Origin of the sequence: Methylobacterium oxalidis (assembly GCF_007992195.1) — a bacterium.
In the GTDB taxonomy this organism is placed as follows: Bacteria; Pseudomonadota; Alphaproteobacteria; order Rhizobiales; family Beijerinckiaceae; genus Methylobacterium; species Methylobacterium oxalidis.
Genome location: NZ_BJZU01000021.1, coordinates 101,772 through 116,340, shown reverse-complemented (window position 1 = coordinate 116,340; position 14,569 = coordinate 101,772). Strand labels below are relative to the sequence as shown.

Below are 14,569 nucleotides of genomic sequence, written 5' to 3'. Positions count from 1 at the left end.
CGGGAGAGGTGGGGGCCGCTCTGCCCCGAACATTCAGGCGCGGACCCCCTCTCAGGAACGGGAGCGGTCGGGCGCGCCCTGCCCCTGCAGGGCCTTCTCGTAGCGCCACGCTTCCATCCCGTCCTCGTAGTAGCCCGGCTTGACCGCGAAGCGCCGGTAGCCGCGGTGCTCGTAGAGGCGGATGGCGGCGGCGTTGTCGGCCCGCACCTCCAGGCGCAGATGCGAGCAGCCACGCTCGGCCGCGTCCGCCTCGGCCGCGTCGAGCAGCTTTCCCCCGAGGCCGAGGCCGATTCGGCTCGGCGCCACCGCGATCGAGGACAGGCGCGCACGCCGGCTGCCCCGGCGCCGTTCCAGCGTCGCCGCCCCGACGAGGACGGGAGCGCCCGACGCGTCGTCGGCCAGGGCCACCAGCAGCGTCATGCTCGGGGAGTCGATGGCGTGGCGGATCGCCCGGCGCTCCGCCCGGTCGCTCGCGAAGGCCGCCTGCTCCAGAGCCACGAGGGCGTCGAGGTCCGCGCGCGTCGCCTCGCGCAGGTGGATCGTGGTGGTACGGCTCGGCGCGAGGGTGCTCACGCGGCGGCCCAGGCGTAGGTCCAGGTCTCGCTCAGCGCGCGGGTGCCGGCCTGCAGGAAGGCCCTGAGCTCCGTGCCGTCCCCGGCCGCGTCGAGGCGGACGTCGATCGCAGCGCGCAGGCCCCGGATGTGCGGGTTCGGGGTGAGCGAGGTCGCCACCACCTGCCCGCGCGAGGTGCTCGCCACCACGGCGACGCCGGCCGGATCGGACAGATGGTAGCCGAGGTCGCCGCCCGCGAAATCGACGAGGAAGCGGCGGGTGAGCGCGGGCGGCTCCCCCGCCTGCCGCGCCGCCCCGCTCGCGGCCGCGCCGACCACGTAGGTGTTGACGACGCGGGCGTTGCCGTGGAGATCGTCCCGTCCGATCGCCCGGACCCGGTAGGCGATGCGCAGGGGCTCGCCCGGCCGCAGCGGCGCCTTCGGGCGCCAGCCCGCGACGATGTTGTCCGCCGTCTCGTTGTCGGTCGGCAGTTCCATCAGCATCACGCTGCCCTCGCCCCACGCCCCCTCGGGCTCGACGAAGTAGCCGGGCCTGCGGTGATAGCTCGCCTCGAGATCCTGGTAATCCTCGAAGCTGCGGTCGCGCTGCATCAGGCCGAAGCCCTTCGGATCCGTGTCGGCGAAGCTCGAGATGCGGCGCGCCCGCGGGTTGTCCAGGGGCCGCCAGAGCCACTCGCCGGTCCCCGCCGCCATCAGCAGGCCGTCCGAATCGTGCAGCTCCGGCCGGTAATCGTCCGAGGATTGGCGGTCGTTCTCGCCGATGAAGTACATCGAGGTGAGCGGCGCCAGGGCGACCGTGGCGACCTCGCGCCGGGGGTGGAGCGCGGCCTCGACCGTGACGCTCGTCTCCGCGCCCGGCCGCACCGTGAACCGGTAGGCGCCCGCGAGCGCCGGGCTGTCGAGGAGCGCGTAGAGGACGAGCGGGTCGCCGTCCGCCTCCGCCGTCTCCACCCAGAATTCGCGGAAGAACGGGAACTCCTCCGGCCCGTCCGCGCCCTCCACGTCGACCGCGAGGCCGCGCGCCGAGAGCCCGTAGAGCTGGTCGCGCCCGAGGAAGCGGTAGTAGCTCGCCCCGAGGAAGACGATCAGCTCGTCGAGGAAGTTCGGCCGGTTGAGGTCGGTGTGGAAGCGCAGGCCCGCGAAGCCGAGATCGACCGGCAGGGGCTTGTCGATCTTGGTGCGGCCGAAATCGAACAGGCTCGGCTGGTAGGCGATCGGCGTCGAGACGCCGCGGCGCAGGAGGTTCACCGTCACCGGCCGCTTGAACAGGAAGCCGAGGTGAAAAAGCTGGAGCCGGTAGGGGCTGCCCGGCACGTTGAGGAACGCCTTGTCGGGCCGGAAGCGGATGTCGCGCCAGGCGTCGTAGTCGAGCTTGGCCAGCGGCGGCGGCAGGGTCGGCTCGCGCAGGTCGAACGGGGCGGCGGCGAGCTCGCGGGCGCGCGCCTCGACCGTCTCGAACCCGAACGGCCTCGGGTTGCGCCCCTCCCCTCCGGCAAAGGCCGCGCCCGGCGCGAGGGCGGCGGCCGCGAGGCCGGTGACGATGGCGCGGCGGCTGGGCTCGGTCATGGTCCTCGTCGTGTCGGGGCCTGAGGGAAGTCGGGGCCGGAGAAAGCCGTGTCCGGCGCGGGCGCGGCCGGGTCGACGCCGTGTGAGATGCCCCCTCCCCCGGCGCTTGGGAAGCCCGCGCCGGAGGCGGCGCGGCGTTTCTGCAACAAAACCGCGAAAGAGCGGGGATTCCTCGGCGGTTGCCTGCGTTTTTCCCTTGTGACGGGGGGGCGCCGCACGTATATCCCGCTTGCCCAATTTCGCACGTGCCTGTGGCCGCGTGTCGGTTGGTGGGCATCCGGTCAACTGCCGGACAGCCGCCAGGGGTCTTAAAGGATCGATGGTCGAAAGGGTGGATTCCCTCCGGCCGGCATCCAGGTGGCGACACCGGACCCCGACAACAACCGGCAGCCGGAGGCGAAACCGGCGAACCCCGCTCTCCACGGGGGACGCAGCTTAAAGCAACGACGAACGGGCTTTTTTGGTCTCGTCGGCCCTCCAAAGGCCGGCACCGAAGAGGCTTGTTTCTCTTTGCCCGGCGTGCGGTTGGGGTCTCCCCTACCAATCCACGGCAGCTTCCGGGTGCTCTGCGCCCGCTCGGATCCGCGTGTCTCCAAAGCACACGGGCCCGCGCGTCGCATCGCCCCCTGACGCCGGCGGTCCCGCGCGGATCGCCAGACATTCGACATCGCGCCCCGCGTGAGGGCGCCTGCGAACCTGTGGTGGGGACGTCCATGACCGATCGCATCCGCGACTTCCTGCGCGCACGCCGCGACCTCGGCCGCGACGAGGGCCCCGTGATGGTCCTCGACCTCGACGTGGTGCGCGAGAACTACACCGCCTTCGCCCGGGCGCTGCCCGACACCCGCGTCTTCTACGCCGTCAAGGCGAACCCGGCGCCGGAGGTGCTGCGCGCGCTCGCCGAGATGGGCTCCTGCTTCGACACGGCCTCGGTGGCCGAGATCGAGATGGCGCTCGCCGCCGGCGCCACCGCCGACCGGATCTCCTTCGGCAACACGATCAAGAAGGAGCGCTGCATCGGCCGCGCTTTGAGGCTCGGCGTGCGCCTCTTCGCCGTCGACTGCGAGGCCGAGGTCGAGAAGATCTCTCGCGCGGCCGCGGCGTCGGACATCGAGGCCGGCGACGTGAAGGTGTTCTGCCGCATCCTCTGCGACGGGGCCGGCGCCGAGTGGCCGCTCTCGCGCAAGTTCGGCTGCGTGCCCGAGATGGCGGTCGACGTGCTGGAGCACGCCCACCGGCACGGGCTCGCCGCCTACGGCGTCTCGTTCCACGTCGGCTCGCAGCAGGCGAACACGGAAGCCTGGGACGGGGCGCTCGCCTCCGCCTCCATGATCTTCCGCGCGTGCGCCCTGCGCGGCATCGGCCTCTCGATGGTCAACCTCGGCGGCGGCTTCCCGACCAAGTACCTCAAGCAGGTGCCGGGCGTGGAATCCTACGGCGACGCGATCTTCCGGGCGCTGACCAAGCACTTCGGCAACCAGATCCCGGAGACAATCATCGAGCCGGGCCGCGGCATGGTCGGCAACGCCGGCATCATCGAGGCCGAGGTCGTGCTCGTCTCGAAGAAGTCGGACGCGGAGGACGAGGTGCGCTGGGTCTACCTCGACATCGGCAAGTTCGGCGGTCTCGCCGAGACGATGGACGAGTCGATCCGCTACGCGATCCGCACCGAGCACGACGAGGACCGCATGGCCCCCTGCGTGCTCGCCGGCCCGACCTGCGACTCGGCGGACGTCCTCTACGAGAAGGTGCACTACCCGCTGCCGGTCTCGCTCTCCATCGGCGAGAAGGTCCTCATCGAGGGCGCGGGCGCCTACACCACGACCTACGCGGCGGTGGCCTTCAACGGCTTCCCCCCGCTCGAGCAGATCGTGATCTGATCCTCGCCCGGGCGGGACCCCCGCCCGGCTCCGGCGCCCCACCGGCGCCCCTTCCGAACCTCACCGTCCCGGACGGCCGGCCTCGGGCACGAGGCGGGTGCGAGGGCTGTCGCTTCTCCCCAACCTGTCCGGGAGGCCACGGCCGTGATCGAGATCCGCGAAGAGCACCCCTCCGACGTCGCCGGCCGCGAGCGCCTGCTCGACGCCTGCTTCGGCCCGTCGCGATCCGCCAAGACCTCTGAGCGCCTGCGCGAGGGGCGGCTGCCCGCGCGCGGGCTCGCCCTCACGGCGACTCGCCGCGGCCGCCTCGTCGGCACCGTGCGGCTCTGGCACGTCGAGGCGGGCCCCGCCCGCCCGGCCCTGCTGCTCGGGCCGCTCGCGGTCGAGCCGGCGATCCACGGCCAGGGCCTCGGCAAGGTGATGATGCACGCCGCGCTCGGCCGGGCCGAGGCGCTCGGCCACGGCGCGGTGCTGCTCGTCGGCGACGCGCCCTACTACGCCCGCTTCGGCTTCGACCCGGACCTCGCCGCCGACCTCTGGCTGCCCGGCCCGTTCGAGCGCGAGCGCTTCCTCGGCCTCGAGCTGCGCGAGGGCGCTCTCGCGGGGGCCGAGGGCCTCGTGCGCCCGACCGGCATCCCCGCCCCGGCGGAGGCTGTCCCGGTCGTCGCGGCCGAGGCGCGACGACGCGCGGCCTGACGGCCTCCCGGGCTGAATGCCGACAGACCCCCGTCCCGCCCGGGACGGGGGCGCGCGCATGCCGATCGCGCCGGGACGCGATTTCAGCGGGCCGGCTCGATCGCCGGCAGCTCGTTCGGCGGCAGGGCCGGCCCTGCGCTCGCCTGGGCCTGCGGGCCCGCGATGCCGCGGGCGCGGTTGGCCAGCGCCACGGTGAGCTTCTCGGCGGCGTCCGGCTGCATCACGGCCAGCACCTCGGCCATCTTGCGCGGGTTCATGGCGAGCACGATCGGCACCAGCACGTCGTGGTTGAGCCGGTCGAAGACGCGGGCGGCGTCCTTCGGCTTCATCGTCTCGTACATGGTGACGATGTTCCTCAGGCCAGCCTTCTCCGCTTCGGCGCGCCTGGCGCCGCCGGCGTCGGCCTTCTCCTCCGCCTGCTTGAGGTCGCCGAGCCCGCTCTCGAGCTTGCGCTCGGCCTCGCCGAGCATCTGCTCGCGCAGGTCGAGGTCCTGGCTGCGCTGCTTCAGGGCGTCGCGGCGGGCGCCGAGCTTCTCCAGGAGGGCGCGCTCGGCCGGCGACATCGGCTCCTGCATCGGCGGCTGCGCCTGCGGCGGCGGCTCGGGCGGCTTCTCCTTCTCGGGCTCCTTGGCGCCGACAGAGCCCGTCGTCGTCGGGTCCGGCGGCTCGTAGCCGCTCCGCGCTTCCGCCAGCACCCGGGCGAAGCTCGGAAGCTCGGTGCCCGGCCGGTCGGCGTCGGTGGCGATGGAGGCGAGCTTGAGAACGAGGAGGCCGGCGGCTGCCAGCGTCACGGCGTCGATCAGGCGCAGGCGAAGCGGGCGCTGCGGGCGGCGGCGTGCCCGGCCGAGGGGCGTGCGGGCCTTGGCGGCCTTGGCGACCGGGCCCGGCTCCGGCAGGGCGACCGGGACTGGCACCTTCGCGACCGGCGCCGCTGGGCTCGGCGCGGGCGCCGGCATCTTGGCGGGCTTGCGGCTCACGCGGCGCGGCTCCGGACGCGGCTCAGCGCGCGCTCGGACATGGCGAGCGCGGCAGCCGCGGCGGCGCCGAGGCGCTCGCCGTTGGGGCTCTCCGGCAGGACGGGCGCGGCGGCCGGGACGGCCACGGCCGGCGGCGATAGCGGCTCGGGCCGGCCCCGAACAGGGGACTGGGCTTGGGACTGGGCTTCGGGCCGGGCCTGCGCACCGGGCCGGAACTCGGCCACGATCGCGCCGATGCGGGCGATCACGCCCTGGCCCGCCTCGACCTGCGCGGCGATGTCGGCGGCGTAGCGCTCGGCGGTGCCGAGGCGCTCGGCCAGCGTCCGGTCGCACTCGGCGAGCGCGCCGCGCAGGCCGACGATCGCCCGCTCGGCGTTGCTCGTGGCCACCATCAGGTCGCCGATGGTCTGGCGCAAAGCCGTCTCGTCGCCCTTGAGCTGCGCGATCCGGCGCGAGAGCCGGATCGAGGTCGCGATCGTCGCGACGAGCAGGACGGCGACGAGGACATCGGCGAGGAGCGTGACGAAGATACTCATGACGCTACCCGTCGTTTCGGTTGTTCATGGAGGCCTCGAAGGCCTGCAGCGTGGTGCGCGAGCGGCGCAGGGGCCGCGTCACCTGCACGGCGATGTTGTCGTCGACGCGCCCGATCCGGCCCTGCGTAAGGGCCCAGTCGCCGCAGCGCACCGTGATCAGGTCCGTGGGCTTGGCGTCGAACATCAGCGTGTCGCCGACCCGGAGGCCCATGACGCGCTTGAGCGGCAGCATCATCTCGTGGAGGACCGCCTCCATCGCCACGTCCGCCTGCCAGATCTCGGTGGCGAGGTGCCCCTCCCAGACGTGGTCGCGGCCGAGCTTCTCGCCCATGAAGCTCTGCATGAGCAGTTCACGGATCGGCTCGATCGTCGCGTAGGGGAACAGGATCTGCAGCAGGCCGCCGCGCCCGTCCATGTCGAGGCGCAGGCCGATCAGGATGGCGGCGTTGGCGGGCCGGGTGATCGTGGCGAAGCGCGGGTTGGTCTCGATCCGGTCGATCAGGAAGCGCACCGGCGAGAGCGGCTGGAACGAGAGTTCGAGGTCGCCCAGGATGATCTCCACGAGGCGCCGCACGAGCTGCATCTCGATCGTCGTGAAGGGCCGCCCGTCGAGCCGGCTCGACGTGCCGCCGCGCTTGCCGCCGAGCAGGAGGTCGAGGGTCGAGTAGGCGAGGTTCGACTCGACCGTGACGAGGCCGGAATTCTCCCAGGCATCCGCCCGGAACACGCCGAGCAGGGTCGGCAGCGGGATCGCGTTGAGGTAGTCGCCGAAGCGGACCGAGGTGATGTTGTCGAGGGTGACCTCGACGTTGTCCTGGAAGAAGTTGCGCAGGCTCGTCGACAGCAACCGGATCATCCGGTCGAAGACGATCTCCAGCATCGGCAGGCGTTCGTACTGGACGACGCCCGAATCCACGATGGCGCGAACGCCGCCCGCGCCCGAGGCCGACAGCTCGCGCAGCGAGAAGCCGAGGACCCCGTCAATCTCCTCCTGGTTGAGGATGCGGTCGTTGCCGGCGAGTTCGGGGAGATTGTCGGTCTCCCCGTCCTCGATCATCGTCGCCCACTCGGCGGCGACGTCGCTGGCGTTGCGGGTGGTGCCCTGCTCGGCGAGCGCCGCGCCCCATTCCTCGGCGAGCGAGGCGTCGCCGCCGCCCTCGCCATTCTGCTCCAGCAGGGCGGCGGACCAGTCGTCCTCCAGGTTCGGATCGTCGGGTTCCATCGTGCTCTCGACAACCGCTACTGGATGATCACGTCCTTGAAGAGCACCGCCTCGACCCGTGCCGGGTGGAGCGCGATGTTGACCCGCCGCAGCAATTCCTCGCGCAGGCGGTAGAGGCCGGCCGACCCGGCAAGGTCGGTGGCGCGCAGCTCGCGCATGTAGACCTGCAGCGTGTCCTCGACCCGCGGCATCAGCGGCTTCACCTCGGCCTCGACCTTGGCGTCGCGCAGTTCCAGCGCGATCCGGAGCTTGGCGAAGCGCGCCTTGTCCTGGCCGAGCTCGGGCGTGAGGTTGAGCACCATCTCGCGCACGTCGAGGAAGACGGCGGTCTTGCGGGTGTCGACGGGCTGCTGGGCCGCCTGCTCGGCTTCCGCGTGCGCGGCGGCGCGCTTCTTCATCACGAAGAACCCGCCGCCCCCGCCCGCCGCGAGGAGTGCCGCGGCCGCGATGACGACGAGCTTCTTCTTGCTTTTCGGGGCTTCGCCCTCGCCGCCCTCGCCTTCGGCGGGCGCCTTCTTCGGCTTCTTGGCCATGACCCGTCTTCCGAGCTCCGGCCCGCACACCGCGGGTTGTGCGGGATGCGGCCGGCTTCAGGTATTCGCCCGTACGGTTAACGGCCGGTTAAGCCGGCAATTTCTGCCGGGCGATGTTTGCCGGCAGGCGCACCGGGGACACACCGCCCGGCGCGGCGCCGGCGCCACAAGGCGCTGATTTCGCGAGAGAAACCGGGCCGTCTCCGTCTGGCACGGGGGATGCGGGTAACGTTAACGGCGCCCCCCGCGCCAGCCCGGGTTCAAGCGATGCAGAACGCTCTCTTCGTCGGTGTGTCGAGCCAGGTCGCGCTCCAGCGCGAGCTCGACGTGATCGCCAACAACATGGCGAACGTCTCGACCACCGGTTTCAAGGCCCGCAACGCCCGCTTCCAGGAATACCTGATGCCGGTGGCGAGCGCGGATTCCTTCAAGACCTCGGACCGGCGCCTCTCCTACGTGATCGACCAGGGCACCACCCTCGATCTCGGCCAGGGGCCGATCGAGCAGACGGGCAACCCGCTCCACGTGGCGGTGCGCGGCGAGGCGTTCCTGACGGTGCAGACCGCGCAGGGGGTGCGCTACACCCGCAACGGCGCCTTCGAGTTCGACCCGCAGGGCAATCTCGTCACGAGCGACGGCTACGCCGTGCAGGGCGAGGCCGGCCCGATCGCGATCGGCCCGCAGGAGACCGGCGTCCAGATCGGCCCGGACGGCACGGTCTCGACCAATCTCGGCGTGCGCGGCCGCATCCGCCTCGTCACCTTCGCGAATCCGCAGCGCCTCCAGAACGAGGGCGCCAACCTCTATTCCTCGCCCGACCAGCCGCAGCCCGCCGGCATCGCGGGCCGCCTCGAATCCGGGGCGCTCGAGCGCTCCAACGTCAAGCCGGTCATCGAGATGACCCGGCTGATGGACGTCAACCGCAGCTACGCGATGGTCTCCAGCGTGATCTCGCGTCTCGACGACCTGCGCGGCACGGCGATCCGCCGCCTCGCCGACGTTGCCTGAGGAGATCCGGCATGCGCGCCCTCTACGCCGCCGCCACGGGCATGGCGGCCCAGGAACTCAACGTCCAGGTCATCTCGAACAACATCGCGAACCTGCGCACCACCGGCTACAAGCGGCAGGCCCCGCACTTCCAGGACCTGCTCTACCAGAACCTGCGGCGCTCCGGCTCCTCCACCTCGGACCAGAACACCCAGCTCCCCGCGGGCCTCGCCCTCGGCTCCGGCGTGAAGACGGTCTCGACCGGACGCATCATGTCGCAGGGCACGCTGACCTCGACCGAGAAGGACTACGACGTCGCGATCCGCGGCGAGGGCTACTTCCGGGTCACCCTGCCGGACGGGCGCACCGCCTACAGCCGCGACGGCTCCTTCGACCTCTCGGCGCAAGGGCAGCTCGTGACCCGCGACGGCTACCTCGTCGATCCCGGCGTCACGGTGCCGAACAACGCGACCTCGGTGCAGATCAGCGCCACGGGCGCCGTGCAGGCGACCCTGCCGGGCCAGACGGCGCCGCAGGCGCTCGGCCAGTTCCAACTCGCCCGCTTCGTCAACAAGGTCGGCCTCGAGTCGATCGGCGACAACCTGTTCATCGAGACCGCGGCCTCGGGCCCGGCCATCAACGGCCTGCCGGGCTCGGAGGGGTTCGGCAACCTGCAGCAGGCCTATCTCGAGGAGGCGAACGTGAACGCCGTCACCGAGATCTCGTCGCTGATCGCGGCCCAGCGCGCCTACGAGATGAACTCGAAGGTCGTCACCGCCGCCGACCAGATGCTCTCCACCACCTCCCAGATGTTCCGCAGCTAACCGGAAGCGTGAGCGCGATGCCCGTCCTCGCCGACCCCTTCGACCCGGACCAGACCGTCGCGATGCCCCCGCTCGCGGACCGGCCGCACCGGCGCGTGGCGCCGCTCGGCGCCGCGGTGCTCGGCCGCCTCACCGCGACCCTGATCACGCTCGCCGCCATCGGCTACCTGACCCTGCCGGCCTTCGCGGGCGAGCCGCTCCGCCTGCGCGGGGACGTGACCGCCCGCGGCGACGTGCTCACCCTCGGCGACCTCGTGGAGGGCGCGGCCGCGGAGGCCGCGGCCAGGCCGCTGTTCCGGGCGCCCGCGCTCGGGGCCACGGGCACGATCCAGAGCCGGCGCATCCTCGAAGCGGTCGCCGGGCTCGGGCTCGGCCCCGTCGAGACCGGCGGCCGGGTCCAGATCGCCGTGCAGCGCGCCGCGCGCCGGGTCGGCGCCGCGGAGATCGAGGCCGCCCTCAAGCGGGCGCTGGAGAGCGGCCAGGGCCTCGACCCGCGCGTCCTCAGCATCCGCCTCGACGGCGAGGCGCCGGTGCTGCTGGCGCCGGTCGATCTGAACGGGGCGGCCGCCGCCCTCGACGTCGTCTACGAGCCGCGCTCCCGCCGGGTGACCGGCCTGATCAGCCTCGGCGAGCGGCAGGCCTCGCTCCGGGTCTCCGGCCTCGTGGTCGAGATGCGCGAGGTCGCCGTCCTCACCCGTGCCGTGAAGAGCGGCGAGCCGATCACCGCCGCCGACGTGGCGCTGGAGCGCCGCCCCCGCGAGGGCTCGCCCCCGGACGCGCAGGCGAACCTCGCGGCGCTCGCCGGCGAGGTCGCCCAGCGCGCGCTCGGCGCCGGGGCCGTGCTGCGCACGGGCGACACCGCCCCGCCCGAACTCGTCGCCCGCGGCGAGGCGGTGAGCATCGTCTACGAGACGCCGGGCGTCAGCCTGACCATGCGCGGGCAGGCGAACGAGGCCGGCCGGCTCGGCGCGACCGTGAGCGTCGTCAACGTCGCGTCCAAGAAGGTCCTCCAGGCGGTCGTCGTCGGCCCCGCCCGGGTCTCCGTCGGCCCCGCCGCCCCGCAGCGGCAGGCGAGCGCGGCGTTCGGCCCCGCGATCCGCTGAGCGCGAAACTGCAGACGAGTGATGCGTCCGATGAAAAACCTCTCCCGCCCCCTCGCCGCCGCCGCCCTGGCAGCCCTCGCCGCCGGCCTCGGCGCCTGCAACACCGTCGACCGGCTCTCCCAGGTCGGCGAGCGGCCGGCCCTGTCGGCGATCGAGGATCCGACCGCCCAGGCCGGATACAAGCCGGTTCGCCTGCCGATGCCGGAGGTGCAGCCCGTCTCCTACGCGCCGAACTCGCTCTGGCGCACGGGGTCGCGGGCCTTCTTCAAGGACCAGCGCGCCGCCCGGATCGGCGACCTCGTGACGGTGAAGGTCAACGTCACCGACAAGGCGAACCTGAACAACGAGACCAAGCGCTCGCGCTCGAACACCGAGGGCTTCGGCCTGCCGAACGCCTTCGGCCTGGAGACCGACGCCAAGACCGCGGGGATCGCCGCCGACAAGCTCATCAACGCCACCTCCCAGAGCGCCAGCGACGGCGCCGGCTCCGTGCAGCGGGCCGAGCAGGTGACCACGAACATCGCGGCGATCGTCACGCAGGTGCTGCCGAACGGCAACCTCGTGGTCGAGGGCAAGCAGGAGATCCGCGTCAACTTCGAGGTCCGCGAGCTCATCGTCGCGGGCGTGGTCCGGCCGGAGGACATCGAGTCGGACAACACGATCGACTCGGCCAAGATCGCACAGGCCCGCATCGCCTACGGCGGGCGCGGCCAGATCTCGGACGTGCAGCAGCCGCGCTACGGCCAGCAGATCGTCGACATCCTGCTGCCCTTCTGAGCGCGGCCGGCGACGGCGGGAGGCGCCGTCGCCGGGTTCTCAGTGCTCCGTGCCGGGCCGGTTCGGGCGGGGCGCGCCGCCGTGCTGCTCGGTGAAGGAGGAGCGGCGGGGATCTTTCTTGGCGTTCGCCACGCGGGCGCGCTGCCAGAGCGCGAAGCCGATGACGAGCGCGAGCGTCGCCACGGCGAGCACGATGATCAGAAGATTGTTGTCCATTTCGGCAACCCTCAGTCGAGGTTTCTGCGTCGAGAATGGACCGGCGTCGGCAAAGTTCCTGCGCTCTATTTATGCGACCTTGCCACGGCGAAGCTGATTTGCACTGCAACCGGGATCGGAACCCGGCTGTACTCGACCGTCGCGCCACGAAGCATGTTGCGGCGCGGTGGCCCGAGGCCGCCCGGAGGCGTCCGTACGCTACCGCTCAGTCGTCGCGGTAGACCCGCTCGCGCCGCTCGTGGCGCTCCTGCGCCTCCAGCGAGAGGGTCGCGATGGGCCGCGCGTCGAGGCGCTTGAGCGAGATGGGCTCGCCCGTCTCCTCGCAGTAGCCGTAGGAGCCGTCCTCCAGCCGGGCCAGCGCCGCGTCGATCTTGCCGGTGAGCTTGCGCTGCCGGTCGCGGGCGCGCAGCTCGATGGCGCGGTCGGTCTCCGAGGAGGCGCGGTCGGCGAGATCGGGGTGGTTCTCGTTCTCGCTCTGGAGCGCGACCAGGGTATCCTGCGCCTCGCGCAGGATGTCGTTCTTCCAGCCGAGCAGCTTGCGCCTGAAGTACTCGCGCTGCCGTTCGTTCATGAAGGGCTCGTCGTCGGTCGGAACGTAGCCGTCCTCGAGCGTCACCTTCGCCATCGTCGCCCTCACACTTCCCGTAAAGTCGGTCCGCAACGATATTTTTCGAGCCGTATAGTCGAGGTCTCCGGCCTCTACAACGCATGTCGCCCTTCCGGACCCGTGAAGGGCGTGGATGCCGCGCCGGATGCGGCAAACACGTCACGGTGGCAAGGCCCCTCGGGACCGCGTGATCAATCTTCGCCGGCTCCAGATCGTCCCTCACCTTGTCGAGAGGCCGCGAAACTCCGGTTCGGCGATCAACCGCCTCGCGATGCCTCCAGCTTGGCGAGCTCGACGGCCGCCCGCAGCTCGATCTCGGCCATCAGCCCGTCGAGGCGCGGGTCGCCGCTCGTGCCCGCCCGCTCGGACAGCCGCCGCGCCACGGCCTGCAATTCGTGCGCCGGCACGCGGCCGGTCAGGATCGCGGCCTTGAGCCGGTCGAGCCCGTCGAGGAGGTCGAAGCCGCGCCGCGCGGAGCGGCGGCGTCGCTCCCGGGGCGTCTCCTCGCCGTTCTGGAGCATCAGCACCGCGTCGAGCCCGGCGAGCGTCGCCGCGGCGGCCGGGGCGTGGGCCGCCGCGCCGGATTCGGTCGAGCCCAGCGAGAAGGCGCGGCCGCCCTCGGCCCGCCGGCCGGCGGACACGGAGGCCGTTCCCTGGGCGGCGAGGCGGGTGTCGACGCGCATGGTCGCTGGTGCATCCGGGTTCGGCGGGCGCCCCGCGGGCGCCCGAGAGGGGACAGTCCGGCGGGGATGGTTAACCGGCGGTAAACGGCCCGGCAGAACCTGCCGGGTCGGCAGGACGGGCCGGCCCCCGAACGGCCCCGCGGCGCGGCCCGCTTCCGGCGAAATCGAGCGATCCCAGTGACTTAGCGTTCAGCCTCCGCTGGCACGATCCTGGCAGATCCGAACCCGACCGTCTCCGCGATGCCGGCATGACCCTGGACCGATGACCCTCGCCATCCGCACGATCTGGCTCCTGGCGCTCGCCGCCCTCCTCGCCTGGACGGGGCCGGCGCTCGCCCTGTCGCGGGTCAAGGACCTCGCCTCGATCGAGGGGGTGCGGCAGAACCAGCTCGTCGGCTACGGCATCGTCGTCGGCCTCAACGGCACCGGCGACACCCTCAACAACATCCCGTTCACCAAGCAGTCCCTCCAGGCCATGCTGGAGCGCCTCGGCGTGAACACCCGCGGCGCCACGATGCGCACGCAGAACCTCGCGGCCGTGATGGTGACGGCGAGCCTGCCGCCCTTCGCCGCGCAGGGCACCCGCATCGACGTCACGGTGTCCTCCCTCGGCGACGCCAAGTCGCTGCAGGGCGGCACGCTCCTCGTGACGCCGCTCCTCGGCGCGGACGGCGAGGTCTATGCCCTGGCGCAGGGGTCGGTGGCGATCGCCGGCTTCGCGGCCGAGGGCGAGGCCGCCAAGATCACCCGCGGCGTGCCGACGAACGGCCGCATCGCGAACGGCGCCAACATCGAGCGCGAGATCGCCTTCCGGCTCACCGACGCGCGCTCGCTGCGCCTGTCGCTGCGCAACCCCGACTTCACCACCTCGAAGCGGATCGCGGCGGCGATCAACGACTTCATGGGCGCGGACACGGCCGAGCCCACCGACCCCGCCACCGTCACCATCCAGATCCCCCCGCGCTACCAGGGCAACATGATCCGCCTCGTCACAGAGGTGGAGCAGCTCAAGGTGGAGCCGGATCAGACCGCCAAGGTGATCGTCGACGAGCGCTCCGGCATCATCGTGATGGGCCGCGACGTGCGCGTCTCCACGGTCGCCATCGCGCAGGGCAACCTCACCGTCACGATCACCGAGCAGCCGCAGGTGAGCCAGCCGAACCCGCTCTCGAACGGCGAGACCGTGGTGGTGCCCCGCAGCGCCGTGAAGGTCGACACCGGCGACGGCAACAAGCTCGCCCTCGTGAAGGAGGGCGTGACCCTGCGCGAGCTCGTGGACGGCCTGAACGCGCTCGGCGTCGGCCCCCGCGACCTCATCTCGATCCTGCAGGCCATCAAGGCCGCGGGCGCCCTCCAGGCCGACATCGACCTGATGTGATGCGCAGTCCCT

General features: G+C 72.1%; 16 protein-coding genes. 7 read left to right on the top strand and 9 right to left on the bottom strand.

What is annotated here, in order from left to right; translation table 11 throughout:
- Window positions 1-51: 51 nt before the first annotated feature.
- Together MOX02_RS07380 and MOX02_RS07375 are read right to left on the bottom strand one after the other, a co-directional pair.
- Complete coding sequence (locus MOX02_RS07380) at window positions 52-573, bottom strand: GNAT family N-acetyltransferase (protein ID WP_147025161.1); 522 nt, start codon at window positions 571-573, stop codon at window positions 52-54.
- Entirely contained in the window at window positions 570-2,138 is a 1,569-nt protein-coding gene (locus MOX02_RS07375; protein ID WP_147025160.1) for a glucan biosynthesis protein G, read from the bottom strand. Before MOX02_RS07375 ends, MOX02_RS07380 begins: the two co-directional genes overlap by 4 nt.
- A gap of 713 nt (window positions 2,139-2,851) precedes the next feature.
- On the opposite strand from MOX02_RS07375, the gene MOX02_RS07370 reads away from it, so the two are divergent.
- Complete coding sequence (locus MOX02_RS07370; RefSeq protein WP_147025159.1) at window positions 2,852-4,018, top strand: type III PLP-dependent enzyme; 1,167 nt, start codon at window positions 2,852-2,854, stop codon at window positions 4,016-4,018.
- A 144-nt stretch (window positions 4,019-4,162) separates the two neighbouring features.
- Window positions 4,163-4,714, top strand: a complete 552-nt coding sequence (locus MOX02_RS07365) for a GNAT family N-acetyltransferase (protein WP_147025158.1) — start codon at window positions 4,163-4,165, stop codon at window positions 4,712-4,714.
- Window positions 4,715-4,797: 83 nt separating this feature from the next.
- Here the strand turns inward: MOX02_RS07365 and MOX02_RS31740 are convergent, their stop codons facing one another.
- Genes MOX02_RS31740 through fliL form a run of 4 tightly spaced genes read right to left on the bottom strand, consistent with a single transcriptional unit; the run spans window position 4,798 to window position 7,982 of the window.
- The gene (locus tag MOX02_RS31740; RefSeq protein WP_238178778.1) at window positions 4,798-5,691 is read right to left on the bottom strand and encodes a MotE family protein; all 894 of its coding nucleotides are present in this window, start codon (window positions 5,689-5,691) and stop codon (window positions 4,798-4,800) included.
- Window positions 5,688-6,227 carry a DUF6468 domain-containing protein gene (locus MOX02_RS07355; protein WP_147025157.1) on the bottom strand — a complete coding sequence of 180 codons (540 nt, stop codon included), beginning with the start codon at window positions 6,225-6,227 and terminating at the stop codon, window positions 5,688-5,690. Before MOX02_RS07355 ends, MOX02_RS31740 begins: the two co-directional genes overlap by 4 nt.
- 4 nt (window positions 6,228-6,231) lie before the next feature.
- Window positions 6,232-7,449 carry a flagellar motor switch protein FliM gene (gene fliM / locus MOX02_RS07350; protein WP_147025156.1) on the bottom strand — a complete coding sequence of 406 codons (1,218 nt, stop codon included), beginning with the start codon at window positions 7,447-7,449 and terminating at the stop codon, window positions 6,232-6,234.
- A 17-nt stretch (window positions 7,450-7,466) separates the two neighbouring features.
- Window positions 7,467-7,982, bottom strand: coding sequence for a flagellar basal body-associated protein FliL (gene fliL, locus MOX02_RS07345; protein WP_147025155.1), 516 nt, complete (start codon window positions 7,980-7,982; stop codon window positions 7,467-7,469).
- Window positions 7,983-8,249: 267 nt separating this feature from the next.
- Here fliL and flgF point away from each other — a divergent pair, with 267 nt between their 5' ends.
- The 4 genes from flgF (at window position 8,250) to flgH (ending at window position 11,673) form a co-directional block, all read left to right on the top strand.
- Window positions 8,250-8,990, top strand: coding sequence for a flagellar basal-body rod protein FlgF (gene flgF, locus MOX02_RS07340; protein WP_147025154.1), 741 nt, complete (start codon window positions 8,250-8,252; stop codon window positions 8,988-8,990).
- Between the two features lie 11 nt (window positions 8,991-9,001).
- Window positions 9,002-9,793, top strand: coding sequence for a flagellar basal-body rod protein FlgG (gene flgG, locus MOX02_RS07335; protein ID WP_147025153.1), 792 nt, complete (start codon window positions 9,002-9,004; stop codon window positions 9,791-9,793).
- Window positions 9,794-9,855: 62 nt separating this feature from the next.
- Window positions 9,856-10,896 (top strand): flagellar basal body P-ring formation chaperone FlgA, encoded by a 1,041-nt coding sequence (gene flgA / locus MOX02_RS07330; RefSeq protein WP_147025166.1) that lies wholly within the window; start codon window positions 9,856-9,858, stop codon window positions 10,894-10,896.
- A 30-nt stretch (window positions 10,897-10,926) separates the two neighbouring features.
- Complete coding sequence (flgH, locus tag MOX02_RS07325) at window positions 10,927-11,673, top strand: flagellar basal body L-ring protein FlgH (RefSeq protein ID WP_147025152.1); 747 nt, start codon at window positions 10,927-10,929, stop codon at window positions 11,671-11,673.
- A gap of 39 nt (window positions 11,674-11,712) precedes the next feature.
- Here the strand turns inward: flgH and MOX02_RS31060 are convergent, their stop codons facing one another.
- The 3 genes from MOX02_RS31060 to MOX02_RS07315 all read right to left on the bottom strand — a co-directional run bounded on the left by MOX02_RS31060 (window position 11,713) and on the right by MOX02_RS07315 (window position 13,179).
- Complete coding sequence (locus MOX02_RS31060) at window positions 11,713-11,889, bottom strand: hypothetical protein (protein WP_170267715.1); 177 nt, start codon at window positions 11,887-11,889, stop codon at window positions 11,713-11,715.
- Window positions 11,890-12,094: 205 nt separating this feature from the next.
- Entirely contained in the window at window positions 12,095-12,514 is a 420-nt protein-coding gene (gene dksA, locus MOX02_RS07320) for an RNA polymerase-binding protein DksA (RefSeq protein WP_132255038.1), read from the bottom strand.
- A gap of 239 nt (window positions 12,515-12,753) precedes the next feature.
- Window positions 12,754-13,179, bottom strand: a complete 426-nt coding sequence (locus tag MOX02_RS07315; protein WP_147025151.1) for a flagellar assembly protein FliX — start codon at window positions 13,177-13,179, stop codon at window positions 12,754-12,756.
- A gap of 262 nt (window positions 13,180-13,441) precedes the next feature.
- Between MOX02_RS07315 and MOX02_RS07310 the strand changes: the two genes are divergently transcribed.
- Entirely contained in the window at window positions 13,442-14,557 is a 1,116-nt protein-coding gene (locus MOX02_RS07310; protein WP_147025150.1) for a flagellar basal body P-ring protein FlgI, read from the top strand.
- Window positions 14,558-14,569 lie beyond the last annotated feature (12 nt).